This is a genomic window from Polaribacter uvawellassae (assembly GCF_039748955.1).
GTDB lineage: Bacteria > Bacteroidota > Bacteroidia > Flavobacteriales > Flavobacteriaceae > Polaribacter > Polaribacter uvawellassae.
In genome coordinates this window covers 780,931-795,204 of sequence record NZ_JBDIZN010000001.1, presented here as the reverse complement: position 1 = coordinate 795,204, position 14,274 = coordinate 780,931, and the positions used below count along the sequence as shown (strand labels likewise).

The 14,274-nt window shown below is 30.4% G+C and carries 15 protein-coding genes; 11 read left to right on the top strand and 4 right to left on the bottom strand.

Annotation, left to right across the window (positions count from 1 at the left end; genetic code table 11):
- Positions 1-78: 78 nt before the first annotated feature.
- The 4 genes from ABDX67_RS03635 (at position 79) to ABDX67_RS03620 (ending at position 3,899) form a co-directional block, all read left to right on the top strand.
- The gene (locus tag ABDX67_RS03635; protein WP_347173596.1) at positions 79-1,206 is read left to right on the top strand and encodes a DegT/DnrJ/EryC1/StrS family aminotransferase; all 1,128 of its coding nucleotides are present in this window, start codon (positions 79-81) and stop codon (positions 1,204-1,206) included.
- A gap of 82 nt (positions 1,207-1,288) precedes the next feature.
- Positions 1,289-2,302, top strand: a complete 1,014-nt coding sequence (gene galE, locus ABDX67_RS03630; protein WP_347173595.1) for a UDP-glucose 4-epimerase GalE — start codon at positions 1,289-1,291, stop codon at positions 2,300-2,302.
- Between the two features lie 71 nt (positions 2,303-2,373).
- Positions 2,374-3,438 (top strand): magnesium/cobalt transporter CorA, encoded by a 1,065-nt coding sequence (corA, locus tag ABDX67_RS03625; RefSeq protein WP_347173594.1) that lies wholly within the window; start codon positions 2,374-2,376, stop codon positions 3,436-3,438.
- Positions 3,439-3,704: 266 nt separating this feature from the next.
- A complete protein-coding gene (locus ABDX67_RS03620; RefSeq protein ID WP_347173724.1) occupies positions 3,705-3,899 on the top strand; it encodes a hypothetical protein in 195 nt (64 codons plus the stop codon).
- A gap of 52 nt (positions 3,900-3,951) precedes the next feature.
- Here the strand turns inward: ABDX67_RS03620 and fabD are convergent, their stop codons facing one another.
- Positions 3,952-4,836 carry an ACP S-malonyltransferase gene (fabD, locus tag ABDX67_RS03615; RefSeq protein WP_347173593.1) on the bottom strand — a complete coding sequence of 295 codons (885 nt, stop codon included), beginning with the start codon at positions 4,834-4,836 and terminating at the stop codon, positions 3,952-3,954.
- Positions 4,837-4,914: 78 nt separating this feature from the next.
- Here fabD and ABDX67_RS03610 point away from each other — a divergent pair, with 78 nt between their 5' ends.
- From ABDX67_RS03610 to ABDX67_RS03585, 6 genes are all read left to right on the top strand, one after another.
- Positions 4,915-5,616, top strand: a complete 702-nt coding sequence (locus tag ABDX67_RS03610) for a queuosine precursor transporter (RefSeq protein WP_347173592.1) — start codon at positions 4,915-4,917, stop codon at positions 5,614-5,616.
- 51 nt (positions 5,617-5,667) lie between these two features.
- Positions 5,668-6,000: an arsenosugar biosynthesis-associated peroxidase-like protein gene (locus tag ABDX67_RS03605; protein WP_347173591.1), complete on the top strand. Its 333-nt coding sequence runs from the start codon at positions 5,668-5,670 to the stop codon at positions 5,998-6,000.
- 99 nt (positions 6,001-6,099) lie between these two features.
- Positions 6,100-7,152 carry an arsenosugar biosynthesis radical SAM (seleno)protein ArsS gene (gene arsS, locus ABDX67_RS03600; protein ID WP_347173590.1) on the top strand — a complete coding sequence of 351 codons (1,053 nt, stop codon included), beginning with the start codon at positions 6,100-6,102 and terminating at the stop codon, positions 7,150-7,152.
- Between the two features lie 60 nt (positions 7,153-7,212).
- Positions 7,213-7,887, top strand: a complete 675-nt coding sequence (locus tag ABDX67_RS03595; RefSeq protein WP_347173589.1) for a TIGR04282 family arsenosugar biosynthesis glycosyltransferase — start codon at positions 7,213-7,215, stop codon at positions 7,885-7,887.
- A gap of 29 nt (positions 7,888-7,916) precedes the next feature.
- On the top strand, positions 7,917-8,732 hold the full coding sequence (locus tag ABDX67_RS03590) for a purine-nucleoside phosphorylase (protein ID WP_347173588.1): 816 nt from the start codon (positions 7,917-7,919) through the stop codon (positions 8,730-8,732).
- 48 nt (positions 8,733-8,780) lie between these two features.
- Positions 8,781-9,545, top strand: coding sequence for an Eco47II family restriction endonuclease (locus ABDX67_RS03585; RefSeq protein ID WP_347173587.1), 765 nt, complete (start codon positions 8,781-8,783; stop codon positions 9,543-9,545).
- On the opposite strand, the gene dcm is transcribed toward ABDX67_RS03585, so the two are convergent.
- The 3 genes from dcm to ABDX67_RS03570 all read right to left on the bottom strand — a co-directional run bounded on the left by dcm (position 9,518) and on the right by ABDX67_RS03570 (position 12,769).
- Positions 9,518-10,762: a DNA (cytosine-5-)-methyltransferase gene (gene dcm / locus ABDX67_RS03580; protein ID WP_347173586.1), complete on the bottom strand. Its 1,245-nt coding sequence runs from the start codon at positions 10,760-10,762 to the stop codon at positions 9,518-9,520. The genes ABDX67_RS03585 and dcm overlap by 28 nt on opposite strands.
- 82 nt (positions 10,763-10,844) lie before the next feature.
- Positions 10,845-11,678: a universal stress protein gene (locus ABDX67_RS03575; RefSeq protein ID WP_347173585.1), complete on the bottom strand. Its 834-nt coding sequence runs from the start codon at positions 11,676-11,678 to the stop codon at positions 10,845-10,847.
- A gap of 86 nt (positions 11,679-11,764) precedes the next feature.
- On the bottom strand, positions 11,765-12,769 hold the full coding sequence (locus ABDX67_RS03570) for a glycoside hydrolase family 113 (RefSeq protein ID WP_347173584.1): 1,005 nt from the start codon (positions 12,767-12,769) through the stop codon (positions 11,765-11,767).
- 140 nt (positions 12,770-12,909) lie between these two features.
- Between ABDX67_RS03570 and ABDX67_RS03565 the strand changes: the two genes are divergently transcribed.
- Positions 12,910-14,274, top strand: coding sequence for an NAD(P)/FAD-dependent oxidoreductase (locus ABDX67_RS03565; protein ID WP_347173583.1), 1,365 nt, complete (start codon positions 12,910-12,912; stop codon positions 14,272-14,274).

Genomic DNA, 14,274 nt, shown 5'->3' with positions numbered 1-14,274 from the left:
AGAAAAATCAATCAAAAAAGAAACTACTTTAAACAAGTAGAATTTTGTACTTTTGTTACTCGTTGTAAAACAAATTAGATGAAAAAAATTCAAATGGTTGACTTGCAAAGTCAATATGCTAAAATTAAAGACACGGTTGATGCTTCAATACAAGAAGTGTTAGATTCATCAACTTATATTAATGGCCCTTTAGTTGGACAATTTCAAGCAGATTTAGAAAAATATTTAGGCGTAAAACATGTAATTCCATGTGCAAACGGAACCGATGCGTTGCAAATTGCAATGATGGGTTTAGGTTTAGAACAAGGCGATGAAGTAATTACTGCAGATTTTACATTTGCGGCAACAGTAGAAGTTATTGCATTGTTAAAATTAACGCCTGTTTTGGTTGATGTTGAAGCAGATACTTTTAACATAAATATTGATGCTTTAAAAAAAGCAATTACACCAAAAACAAAAGCCATTGTTCCTGTTCATTTATTTGGACAATGTGCAAATATGGAAGCGATACTAGAAGTTGCGAAAGAACATAATTTGTTTGTAATTGAAGATAATGCACAAGCAATTGGTGCTGATTATACGTTTGCAAACGGAACAAAAAAGAAAGCTGGAACTATTGGAAATGTAGGGACAACGTCATTTTTCCCTTCAAAAAATTTAGGTTGTTATGGTGATGGCGGCGCAATTTTTACCAATGATGATGAATTAGCGCATACTTTACGCGGAATTGTAAATCACGGAATGTACACACGTTATTATCATGATGTTGTTGGTGTAAATTCTCGTTTAGATTCTATTCAGGCTGGAGTTTTAAAAACAAAATTACCGTTGTTAGATTCTTATTGTAATGCTCGTAGAAAAGCTGCCGAGTTTTATTCGAATGCTTTTGCAAGCAATAAAAATATTATCACTCCAAAAATTAGTGATTTTACAACACATGTTTTTCATCAATATACATTACAAATTACAAACGGAAAGCGTGACGAATTACACAAACATTTATTAGAAAACAACATTCCAAATGCAATTTATTATCCAGTTCCGTTACATGCACAAAAAGCATATGCAGACAAACGTTATAATGAAGGTGATTTTCCTGTTACAAATCAATTGATACAAACAGTTATTTCATTGCCAATGCATACCGAATTAGAACAAGATCAATTAGAGTTTATTACCAAAACAGTTTTAGATTTTGTTGGATAATATTTAGGTCTCGACTCCGCTCGACCGGACATGCGTTATGTTTGTCTCTTCGTACGGAATCGAGAGGTTAAAAGTATATTTTATGAAAAAAATATTAGTAACTGGAGGTTTAGGTTTTATCGGTTCTCACACTGTTGTAGAATTACAAAATGCTGGATTCAACGTTGTAATTATTGATGATTTATCAAATACTTCGATAAATGTTCTAGATAACATTACTGATATCACAGGAATAAAACCTGAGTTTCATCAACTAGATTTACGTATTAAAAAGGATGTAACTTCTTTTTTTGAAAATAATAACGTTGATGGAATTATACATTTTGCAGCATTTAAAGCAGTTGGAGAAAGCGTACATCAACCTTTAGAGTATTACGAAAACAATATTGGTTCTTTAGTGTATTTGTTACAAGAAATGAAAAATAGAAATCTCGATAATTTTATTTTTAGCTCTTCTTGTACAGTTTATGGACAAGCCGATGAGTTGCCAATTACAGAAAATGCACCAACAAAACCAGCAGAATCTCCGTACGGAAACACCAAACAAATTGGAGAAGAAATCATAAAAGAAAGCTGTAAAGCATACAATTTAAATGCTATTGCTTTGCGATATTTTAATCCGATTGGCGGACACGAAAGCATAAAAATTGGCGAATTGCCTTTAGGTGTTCCGCAAAATTTAATTCCGTTTATTACACAAACTGCAGTCGGAATCAGAAAAGAATTGTCAGTTTTTGGTGATGATTATAATACAATTGATGGAACAGCAGTTCGTGATTACATTCATGTGGTAGACTTAGCAAAAGCACATATTGCTGCATTAGTGCGATTAATCAACAAGAATAATAAAACCAATTTTGAGTTTTTTAATGTGGGCACCGGAAAAGGAAGTTCGGTTTTAGAAGTCATAAAATCTTTTGAGAAAGTTTCTGGAAAACCATTAAATTATAAAATTGTTGGAAGACGAGAAGGCGATATTACTGCTGCTTTTGCAGACACCACAATTGCCAATAAAGAATTAAATTGGAAAACAGAAAAATCACTAGATGATGCGCTATCTTCTGCTTGGAAATGGCAATTAAAACAACAATCTTAATTGTTGTTTTAAATAAAAAGAAATACCTTTCACTTATCAAACTAAAGTTTGATGCTTAAATTGATTTTTTTATGGCTAGATTTATAAAAAAGCAACAAAAAGAAATTGGTGCTTCTCCTGACGAATTAATATTTATTGGTAAAAAAAAGACAGAAAACACTGTTCTAAGAATTATTGATTATGATAAAAACAACTTAGAAGAAACACCTATTAACTCTGTTGAAGAAGCCTTAGCCTACCAAGAAAAAAATTCTACCACTTGGTTTAATGTTGATGGAATTGATAAAACTGAAATTATGCACAAAATTGCAGAAGGTTTTCAATTCGATCATTTTATTATTGCAGATGTAATGAATACACATGCAAGACCAAAAGCGCAAGAAAACGACAATTGCTTGTTTTTATCGATAAAAATGCTTCAAATAAATGAAAGCTCTAATTTAATTTCTTTTGAAAACTTAAGTCTAATAATTACCAAATCTGTTTTATTATCATTTCAAGAAAAAACAGGTGATGTTTTTGAACCCGTTAGAAATCGTCTACGTAAACAGAAGAAAAGAATACGAAACTCAGGTCCAGATTATTTATTATTTGCACTGCTAGATGTAGTTATTGATAATTATATTTACATTTTAAGCATCCTTGGAAATAAGATCGAGAACCTAGATGAAGAATTACTTCAAAACCCAAATAAAACAATTATTGAAACAATAAACATTCATAAAAAAGAATTAAATTATTTACGAAAAAATATTCTACCGGCAAGAGAAATGCTTTTAAGTTTAACTAAAATTGATTCTGATTATATCAATAATAAAAACCACATTCATTTTAAAGAACTACAAAACAATATCAACCATGCAGTAGAAATTTCTGATAGTTATAGAGAAATCTTATCAGATCAATTAAATATATATCATACTACTGTTAGCACAAAATTAAATGACATTATGAAGTTCTTAACAGTGTTCTCTGTTGTGTTTATTCCGCTTACTTTTATCGCTGGTATTTACGGAACTAACTTTGATGTGCTACCAGAACTACATTATAAATACAGTTATTTTATTATGTTAGGCGTTATGGCAATTATAGCACTTGGGATGTTATATTATTTTAAAAAGAAAAAATGGTTTTAATAAAAAAATGCCATTTTTATTCATTTTTTACTCATTTTCGTATGTCTTTTAGCTTTTTTCTGTCATTTATTGATAAAATTTACCATTTTAACATTGTAAATACTTAAATAAAAACGGATATACTTAGCATATCCGTAAAAATTAAGCCTTATAATTTTCAATACAACATTAATGAGCTGAAAATTAATGTTTTAACATTTAAAAATTGACATAACCTATCCATCTTCATATCTTTGCATCATATTAATTTAATGATAAAAGACAACATGAAACTGATTCAAATTAAAAGAAAAACCCGTTTAGAAAAGAGATTTACTCCACAAATGGGAAGATTACACACAAGAGTTACCTACATTAAAAAAATGTTTTTAAACATTATTCCTCTAGAAACTCTTCACAAATACAGAGAAACGTATTACGGTGAAATTAAAGATTGTGAGGACTGCGTTCTTTCAAAATAAACAAAAAAATCCCACTTAATTGAGTGGGATTTTCTATTTATCACATTTTTATTTATTCAATTGAAGCTCCACTTGCAGCAACATTTCTATCAATTTTACGCATCAATCCTTGTAGTACTTTTCCTGGACCAACTTCTATAAATTCTGTTCCTCCATCAGCAATCATTGCTTGTACAGATTGCGTCCAACGAACAGGTGCTGTTAACTGCAACATTAAATTTTTCTTTATTTCTTCTGGATTTGTAACTGCACTTGCAGTAACATTTTGATATACAGGACACATTGGTTCGCTAAATGTTGTTGCTTTAATTGCTGCGGCTAATTCCTCTCTTGCTGGCTCCATCATTGGTGAATGAAATGCACCGCCAACTGGCAACAACAAAGCTCTTCTTGCTCCTTTTTCAGTTAAAACCTCACAGGCTTTTTCTACTGCAGAAACTTCTCCAGAAATCACCAATTGTCCAGGACAATTATAATTTGCAGCAACTACAACTCCATCGATTGCTGCACAAACTTCTTCAACTACATTATCATCTAATCCTAAAACTGCAGCCATAGTTGAGGGTGCAATTTCACACGCTTTTTGCATTGCTAAAGCTCGTTTAGAAACCAATGTTAATCCGTCTTCAAAAGACAAAACACCATTTGCAACCAATGCAGATAATTCTCCTAAAGAATGTCCTGCAACCATTTCTGGCTGAAAAGAATCTCCCATTACTTTTGCTAAAATTACAGAATGTAAAAAAATAGCTGGTTGTGTAACTTTGGTTTCTTTTAATTGCTCTGCGGTTCCTTCAAACATAATGTCTGTAATTGCAAAACCTAAAGTTTTATTTGCTTGCTCAAATAGCTCTTGTGCTATGGTAGATTTTTCGTATAAATCTAATCCCATTCCTGAAAATTGTGCTCCTTGACCTGGAAAAATATATGCTTTCATGTACTTCTTTTTTATTCTTTATTTGGTTCTGCAAACATACAAATTTTTAAAATCAAACTAAATTCTTACTTTCGTTCAATGACCGAACAACAAAAATCTTCTGCACAATTAATTTATTTGATTTTAGCAGCACTATTTATCGCTTCTTTGGTTACTTCTAATTTAATTTTTCAAAAATTCTTTTATTGGTATCCTTTTGATATTACTATTTTTGATGTAAAACTATTTGAGTTATCAGTTGGTTTATTGCCTTATCCTATCACTTTTTTAATTACTGATATTTTATCCGAAGTATATGGAAAGAAAAAAGCAAATCAAGTAGTAATTGCCGGAATATTTGCTTCATTTTTTTCGTTGTTAATCATTTTTGTTTCCAAACAAGTTCCAGCAACTTCTTGGTCGCAAGTAAATGATGAAACTTTTTTAAATGTTTTTGGCGCTGCACCGTTAGCTGTATTTGCGTCTATGATGGCTTATTTATTTGCTCAATTTATTGATATTAGAGTGTATCATTTTTGGAAAAAATTAACCAAAGGAAAACACCTTTGGTTGCGAAATAATTTCTCAACATTTACATCACAGTTTATAGATACTTTTACCGTTTTAACACTGCTTTGTTTTTTTGAAATTATTGCTTGGAACAAGTTTTTAGGTTTATTAATTGGAGGTGTTCTTTTTAAAATTTGCATTGCCGCATTAGACACACCAATTCTTTATATAATTGTATTTTGGTTTCGAAAAAAATTCAATTTAAAACCAGGAGAAGAAATTACCGATTAACTTTGTATACAATTACTTTTTATTACGACAAAAAATCACAAATCCTATTATATGAAAACATATTACGACCCGGCTGATTTAAGGAAATTTGGAAATATTACAGAATGGAGCGAAGAACTTGGTGAAAAATTCTTTGATTATTACGGAAAAGTATTTGAAGAAGGTGCTTTAACAGCAAGAGAAAAATCATTGATTGCCTTGGCTGTTGCACACACAGAACAATGTCCGTATTGTATTGATGCTTATACTAAAGATGGCTTACAAAGAGGTATTACCAAAGAGCAAATGATGGAAGCCATTCATGTTGGTGCTGCAATAAAAAGTGGAGCAACGTTAGTTCACGGTGTTCAAATGATGAATAAAGTGAATAAATTAGACGGCTAAAACTAGATACAAACCTATTTTGTCAGGTCGAGCGGAGTCGAGACCTAATTAACCTCTCGACTCCGCTCGAGGAGACAAAAAGATACTGAATCAACATACATGAAAAAATCTCTTCAAGCAAGAAATAACGATTTAGCAAATACAGAACGTCAATTAGAAATTCTATCAAACGGGATTTTTGCTGATGGTGAATTACTTACGTTTGCAAACAAAATAAAAGAAACCAATCAGTTTCCGCTACGTCCTAAAAAATTAGAAATTTTACAGCTTAATTTGGGTTATATGTGCAACCAAGTTTGTTCTCATTGTCACGTTGATGCTGGTCCAGACAGAAAAGAAATCATGACTATTGAAACGATGAAACAATGTTTGGATGTTATCAAAAAAACAGAAGCGCATACGTTGGATTTAACTGGTGGCGCACCAGAAATGAATCCGAATTTTAGATGGTTTGTAGAAGAAGCAAGTAAAGTTGGAATTAAAGATTTTATTGTCCGCTCTAATTTAACCATCATTTTAGCCAATAAAAAATACCACGATTTACCAGAATTTTTTAAAAAACACAACGTACATGTAATTTCTTCGATGCCACATTATACACGAGGAAAAACAGATAAGCAACGTGGTAATGGTGTTTTTGATAAATCAATCAAAGCATTGCAAATGCTGAATGAAGTTGGTTATGGAATTGAAAATTCCGATTTAAAATTAGATCTAGTTTACAATCCGTCTGGCGCATTTTTACCAGGAGATCAGCAAGCCTTAGAAAATGATTTTAAGAAAGCTTTGAAAGAAGATTTTAATATTGTTTTTCACAGTTTATTAGCCATTACCAATTTACCAATCAGCAGGTTTTTAGATTATTTAATTGCTTCAGAAAATTATGAAGACTATATGTTTGCTTTGGTTGAAGCATACAATCCGTTGGCGGTAGAAAATGTAATGTGTACCAATACCATTTCTATCAGTTGGGACGGATTTTTATACGATTGTGATTTCAATCAGATGTTAAATTTAAAAATAAACTCTAGCGTTAAACACATTGCTGAATACAACGAAGAATTGTTGCAAAATAGAAATATAATTATCAATCAACATTGCTATGGCTGTACTGCTGGCGCAGGAAGTAGTTGCCAAGGAGTTGTTGCGTAAATCAGTTTCAGTTAACAATTACCAGTAATCAGTAGCGAAAAAAGTAAGAAGTTTAAATTCATGAGTGATAAAAAGAATCAAGAGAAAAGAACTAGAAAAAAAAATGATTTGCTTATTGTATTTGTAAAGAACATTATCTTAGGCAAAGTAAAAACACGTTTGGCTAAAACAATTGGAGATGTTGGTGCTTTTAAAATTTATTCAGAATTGGTCAATATCACCGAAAAATCAACTTCTAATATTACAGCTGACAAATACATTTATTTTTCTGATGTCATAATTTCATCAAAATGGAAAGGCAGTAAAAAATTTATACAAGAAGGAAAAGATTTAGGAATTAAAATGCAAAATGCTTTTCAAAGTGGTTTTAATGATAGTTACGAAAACATCCTATTAATTGGCTCTGATTTACCTGATATTTCTAAAGAAATTATTGATTCAGCTTTTGAAAAATTAGAAAACAATGATGTAATTTTTGGACCAGCAGAAGATGGCGGTTATTATTTAATTGGATTGTCTAAAATGATTCCATCTGTTTTTGAAGACAAGCCTTGGAGTCAATCAGATTTATTAAATGTAACTTTAGCTGAATTAAAATCACAAAAACAAACTGTTGGGTTGATGAAAACGTTAAACGACATTGATACTTTTGAAGACTTAATTGCTTCTGATTTCTATAAAAACAACCCGAAGATTCAAAAAATTATTGAAATAAAAGACACAGCTTTAAAATAAAAAAATACTGAAATAAATTCAGCCAGAATATGAAAAAACAGCAATTACAAGAAACATTAAATTATTTAAAAGTAAATGGAATTACAGCTCCAGAAATCGGAATTGTACTAGGAACTGGCTTAGGAAAGTTGGTTGATGAAATCGACATTGAAAAAGAAATTGCTTATGCAGATATTCCAAATTTCCCACAAGCAACTGTAGAGTTTCATTCTGGAAAATTAATATACGGAAATTTATCTGGCAAAAAAGTGGTTGTTATGTCAGGTCGTTTTCATGTTTACGAAGGTTATAATTTGTGGGAAGTAACGTACGGAATTAGAACCATGCATGCTTTAGGAATTAAAAATTTATTGATTTCAAATGCAGCTGGTGCCATCAATTTAAATTATAAAAAAGGCGATTTAATGCTGATTGAAGATCATATCAATTTACAAGGAAGTTCTCCTTTAGCTTTTAAAGATGCCAATGAATTTGGAAATATTTTTGCGGATATGCTTGAACCGTATTCAATAAAAATCAACAATAAATTGAAAGAAATTGCTCAAAAAAACAACATCCAATTGCACGAAGGAATTTACACAAGTGTTGTTGGTCCGCAATTAGAAACAAGGGCAGAATATAGAATGTTGCAAATTTTAGAAACGGATGCAGTCGGAATGAGCACTGTGCCAGAAGTAATTGTTGCAAAACAATTAAACTTGCCTTGCGCTGCAATTTCTGTATTAACAGATGAATGTGATCCAAAAAACTTACAACCTGTAGATATTGCCGAAATTATTGCTGTTGCTGGGGATGCAGAGCCAAAAATGATTACTTTATTTAAAGAGTTGATTAAAATAATTTAGAATCAATTATAATTTCTAAATTAGTCATAAATAAATTGAATTTAAAAAATGAAAAACACTTATTTAAGTTTTATATCTGACGAACACTTATTTTCTTGTATTGAAAACCTTCACAAATCATATTTGAAAGCGAAAGCAAATGTGAGTAAAAAGAAGTTCTATAAAAACAAGATTGATACAATCAAATTAACTTTTGATGCAAAGTTTAATAATTTAGATGAAGAAACGTTGATTAAAACTGAAATAAATCGACAAATAGATAAATCTACAAATAATTCTATTGGAACTTTTCACGAAGAAATCTTAGGTGGAATTAATGGATTTGAAATAGGAAAGTTAAGTGGTTTTGATATCAAAGCAAATGACAACACTTTGTTTGCTGACATAAAAAACAAACACAATACGATGAACAGTAGTTCTGCAGAAAGTTTGTTTCAAAAATTAGCAAATTATGCCGACACATATAAAAATGCAAAATGTTATTGGGTGCAAGTTTTAGCTAAAAATAGCTTCAACGAAAAATGGTTCGGAGAAATTAATGGAAAAGAATATAGTCACAGTAGAGTTTATAAAATTTCAGGAGATCAATTTTACAAATTACTTTCTGGAAAAGAAAATGCCTTATTTGAATTATATCAAATTTTACCAAAAGCAATTTCAGATTATTTGAATAATCAAGAAAACAAAACAGCACAAAGTAATTCTGCACTTGAAGAAATTTATAAAAGCTCAAAAGAATCTAAGAGAGGTGTTTTAGATGAAATTACTTTTGAAAACTACAGTTACTATTTAGGTTTTGACAAACTTAAATAATATTCATTTAAAAACTTAATAATAGAATATCCTATTTCTTGTCCTAAATTACACGGAACAGCATTTCCTATTTGTTTATATTGTTGAGAAACAGAACCTATAAACTTCCAATCATCTGGAAAAGTTTGAATTCTTGCATATTCTCTTACTGTAAACGGTCGTGTTTCTTCTGGATGACATCTTTCTGTTTGTTTTTGCGCTGGACTACACGTAAGTGTTAAACTAGGTTCATCCCAACCAATTCTACGAGCAATTCCTGTCTTTCCTCCACCTAAATAAAAGCTTTTTCCCATATATTCTTTCTGAATATCTAAAGGTAAATTTCTCCAATAACCTTTTTGAGGAACTAAATCTAATACATTTTTTTTATGCTCAGGATATTTAGAACCTTCAGACTTCGGAACATTAGAATCATATAATTCTCCTTTTTTTAAAGCATCAATTAAATTATATATTTTATTATGTGGTTTTGGATATTCATATTTTATATCAATATCTTTTCTAATTCCGACTAAGATTACACGTTCTCTTTTTTGAGGTACTTTATATTTAATTGCTTTTAAAACTTTAACCGGAACTACGTTATAACCTATTTCATCTAGAATGGAAATCATTCCTTCAATTGTTTTTCCTTTTTCGTGAGACAACAATCCTTTAACATTTTCTCCAATACAAATTAGCGGATTCACTTCTTTTACAGCTCTTGCAAATTCATAAAAAAGTGTTCCTCTTGCATCTTGTAATCCTAATTTTTTCCCTGCATAACTAAATGCTTGACAAGGAAAACCACCAGTAACAATATCTACTTGGTTATTGTATTCAGAAAAATCAAATGATTTAATATCACCTTCTAAAACATTCCAATTTGGTCTGTTTTCTCGCAATGTTTGACAAGCCCATTTATCAATTTCATTTAAGGCGATACATTTTATTCCTGCTTTTTCTAAACCAACAGCTAAACCACCTGCACCAGCAAATAACTCTAATACTTTATACTCATTATTTGGAGTTACAGAATTATCTACTGTATCTTCGTAATCAATTGATAATTGTTTTAAAAGGTCATTAATTTGTTCTTTTTTATAAATTCTATATTGACTTATTGGCTCTCGAACAGCAGAAAATTTACCTTCTCTATCCCATCGCCTAAGTGTTTCTTTACTTTTTCCTAAAATTTCAGAAACTTCATTTAAAGAATAATATTCTTTTGAAACCATATTACACAACCTTATACATTGGTTACAAATTTACAATAAAAATTAGAGAAGAAACAAAAAAATAAAATCAAAAAAAAGAAATCTATATCTTAATAGTAATAACTGGCAACATAGAATGATTACTTACATTTTCTGCAACGCTTCCTTTAAAGATATGAGACAATCCTTTTCTACCATTTGTGCTAATTGCAATTAAATCTGCTCCTATCAAGTTAGAAAATTTTAAAATCCCTTTTTCAATTGTATAATCACATTCAAAAGTAATTTCTTTTAACTTACTAATATCTTGGTTTGCTTTAGTTAAAAAATGAACCGCCATTTCTTGCATTTCAGATGAAGCTTTAAACTTGTCATTTGGCGTATTCACATACAACAAGTGCAATTCTGCTTTAAAAAATTCCATCAATTTTAATGCTTTTTTGTAAGCAGGAATTGACTCTTCAGAAAAATCACACGCATAAACCACGTCTTCAAAATTTAAATCGAACAATTCTTCTTTTAAAATTAAAACAGGAATATCTGAAAACCGAACAACCTTTTCGGTATTAGAACCAACAAAAAATTCTTTCATTCCGGTTGCGCCATGAGAACTCATTATTATTAAATCTGCATTCACTTCTTCTGCAATCTCATTTATTTCTTTAAATGATAAGTAATGCTTTATAATTGGTGTTACTTTTAAACCTTCTAAATAATCTTTCTTTAAAAAGGTTTTAAATTTTTTTTCTGCTAATTTTAAATAAAAAACAGATTGTGCTTGAATATCACTTGCACTTTCGCTTAACGATGATATGTTAATATCTAACATGTGCAATACAACAATTTCTATTGTATTTCTTTTTGCTAAAAGTGCTGCAGCTTTTAGAGCGTGTTCGGAATGCTCAGAAAAATCTATAGGAACAATAACTTTTTTCATGATAAATAATTTTGGATAAAAACAAATTTAAGTTATTGATATCTTGTAAATTATAACATTTATCATGTTTTGAGTTTTTTTAAGTTTTATTTAATTTCATATAATTTTTTTAACAAAGCTTCTGTTGGTTTGTTTTGTGGTGTAAATCTGTTGTTGTTTTCTCCGCCAACATCTTCATGATTATGATACCATTTCCATAAAAATCCGCCAGCAAACCAATCTTCTTTCCAAAACTGATTGTAAATTGCTTGCGTTGCATTTTTTTGAGCTTCAAGATTTACATTTCCTTCTACTCTATTTGATTCCCAAGGTTTTTTCCCGTTAAAATCGATACTTCTATAACCAAATTCTGTAAATAAAATTGGCTTGTTAAATTTTTGTTGAACTTCTTTGATGGATGCTTTATGAGGTTTCCATCCATTTTCAAAATCTAAAACCGTCGGAGTTTTCTTATCACTTAAAGGAAAATAAGCGTCAACTCCTATTAAATCTAAATCACTCCAAAAAGGCACTCTTTTAAACTCGTCCCAATTTGCTGCGTATGTTAATTTTCCTGTATAAATCTTTTTAATTTTTGTAATTAATTGATTCCAATATGCAGGTCTTTTCGATACAAATTTTTCTAATTCAGTTCCGATACATAAAATATCTGCATTCATTTTCTGAGCAATTTCTGCAAATTCTAAGATGAAATCTTCATACGAATCTTCTAAAATTTTCCATTCTTCTTCTGATTTTAAATCAATATAACCAGTATATAAACCTCTAGAAACCCACAATTGTGGTTTCATCATAATTTTTATATTTCGTTTTTTAAACTCTTTTGCGTAATGCTCTAATCCTTTTCTAGTTTCACCAAACCATTGTCTTTGTGAATTGTATCTAATTTTCGGGTTTTTTAAATCTCTAAAAAAACCAAAAGGCATTAAAGCAACAAAATTTCCATTTACTGCTACAACTGGTTCAACGTGTTTTGTATCAATTGCAGCATTTGAAGCAACAAAACTAATTCCATTTATTTTTTCTTGTTGATGTGGTTTCGCACAAGAAAATAGCAATACCAAAAGAAAAATAAAATTCGTGATTTTCATTCTTCTAAAGTATGTTTTTTTGATAAAATAAATAGCAAACGGTAATTAAAAATAGTTTACTTATCTGAATTGATTATAAATTAGAATCTTATATTAAGTTTGTAACTTACAACTCGACAGAATAGCCAACAAAGAAATTTATGGAGCACATTGTTATTATAGGAAACGGAATTTCTGGCGTTACAGCCGCAAGACATATTAGAAAAAATTCTGACAAAGAAATCACGATAGTTTCTGCAGAAGCCGAGTATTTCTTTTCTAGAACTGCGTTGATGTATGTGTATATGGGACATCTAAAATTTGAACATACGCAACCGTACGAATCTTGGTTTTGGAAAAAAAATCGCATCAATCTTAAAAAAGGATTTGTATCAAAAGTAAATTCTGATGTAAATGAACTTGAATTTTCTAACGGCGAAAAATTAAATTACGACAAACTGATAATCGCAACTGGTTCTAAACCAAATAAATTTGGTTGGCCTGGTCAAGATTTAAATGGCGTTTTTGGAATGTATCACAAGCAAGATTTAGAAACTTTAGAAAAATTTGCGCCCGATAATAAAACGTGTAAACGTGCTGTAATTGTTGGTGGTGGTTTAATCGGAATTGAATTGGCAGAAATGTTACACAGCAGAAATATTCCGGTTACTTTTTTAGTTAGAGAACAAAGTTTTTGGAGAAATGTATTGCCAAAAGAAGAATCTGAAATTATCAATAAAGAAATTAGAGACAATCATATTGATTTACGATTAGGAGTCAATTTAGAAGAAATTATTGCTGATGAAAACGGGAATGTAAAATCCGTAATTATTGCTGAAACCGGTGAAGAAATTGAATGTAATGTTGTTGGGTTAACCGCAGGAGTTTCGCCAAATGTAGATTTTTTAAAAAACTCTGAATCGGTTACTGAGCGTAGTCGAAGTATAGAAATTGGTCGTGGTGTAAAAGTAAATCGCTTTTTAGAAACCAATATTAAAAATATTTATGCCATTGGTGATTGCGCGGAACAACACGAAGCAATCGGACAAAGAAGACCAATTGAAGCGGTTTGGTACACTGGTAGAATGATGGGAGAAACCGTTGCGCAAACAATTTGTGGGAATAGAATTGAATACAAACCCGGACATTGGTTTAACTCCGCAAAGTTTTTTGATATTGAATATCAAACTTATGGTTGGGTTTGGGCAGAACCAAAAGAAAATGAAACTCATTTTTATTGGGAACATAAAAAAGGTAAAAAATGTATTCATATCAATTATGATAAAAATACTGGAGAATTTATCGGAATTAACACCTTCGGAATTAGAATGCGACATGCCTTTTTTGATAAAATTCTCACAGAAAAAAAATCTGTAAATGATGTCTTAGAGCATTTAGCAGATGCTAATTTTGATCCTGAGTTTTACAAACTACACGAAGCAGAAATTGTAGCAAAATTCAATCGAGAAAACAATACAAACATCCAACTGAAAAAGAAAAGCTGGAAAAGAATTTTTAGCGCATAA

Coding starts and splice junctions, on each gene's coding strand:
- corA (WP_347173594.1), top strand. CDS start 2,374: ATGGCTAGATTTATAAAAAAGCAACAAAAAGAAATTGGTGCTTCTCCT.
- ABDX67_RS03590 (WP_347173588.1), top strand. CDS start 7,917: ATGAAAAAACAGCAATTACAAGAAACATTAAATTATTTAAAAGTAAAT.
- fabD (WP_347173593.1), bottom strand. CDS start 4,836: ATGAAAGCATATATTTTTCCAGGTCAAGGAGCACAATTTTCAGGAATG.
- arsS (WP_347173590.1), top strand. CDS start 6,100: ATGAAAAAATCTCTTCAAGCAAGAAATAACGATTTAGCAAATACAGAA.
- ABDX67_RS03620 (WP_347173724.1), top strand. CDS start 3,705: ATGAAACTGATTCAAATTAAAAGAAAAACCCGTTTAGAAAAGAGATTT.
- ABDX67_RS03585 (WP_347173587.1), top strand. CDS start 8,781: ATGAAAAACACTTATTTAAGTTTTATATCTGACGAACACTTATTTTCT.
- ABDX67_RS03575 (WP_347173585.1), bottom strand. CDS start 11,678: ATGAAAAAAGTTATTGTTCCTATAGATTTTTCTGAGCATTCCGAACAC.
- ABDX67_RS03570 (WP_347173584.1), bottom strand. CDS start 12,769: ATGAAAATCACGAATTTTATTTTTCTTTTGGTATTGCTATTTTCTTGT.
- galE (WP_347173595.1), top strand. CDS start 1,289: ATGAAAAAAATATTAGTAACTGGAGGTTTAGGTTTTATCGGTTCTCAC.
- ABDX67_RS03610 (WP_347173592.1), top strand. CDS start 4,915: ATGACCGAACAACAAAAATCTTCTGCACAATTAATTTATTTGATTTTA.
- ABDX67_RS03595 (WP_347173589.1), top strand. CDS start 7,213: ATGAGTGATAAAAAGAATCAAGAGAAAAGAACTAGAAAAAAAAATGAT.
- ABDX67_RS03635 (WP_347173596.1), top strand. CDS start 79: ATGAAAAAAATTCAAATGGTTGACTTGCAAAGTCAATATGCTAAAATT.
- ABDX67_RS03565 (WP_347173583.1), top strand. CDS start 12,910: ATGGAGCACATTGTTATTATAGGAAACGGAATTTCTGGCGTTACAGCC.
- dcm (WP_347173586.1), bottom strand. CDS start 10,762: ATGGTTTCAAAAGAATATTATTCTTTAAATGAAGTTTCTGAAATTTTA.
- ABDX67_RS03605 (WP_347173591.1), top strand. CDS start 5,668: ATGAAAACATATTACGACCCGGCTGATTTAAGGAAATTTGGAAATATT.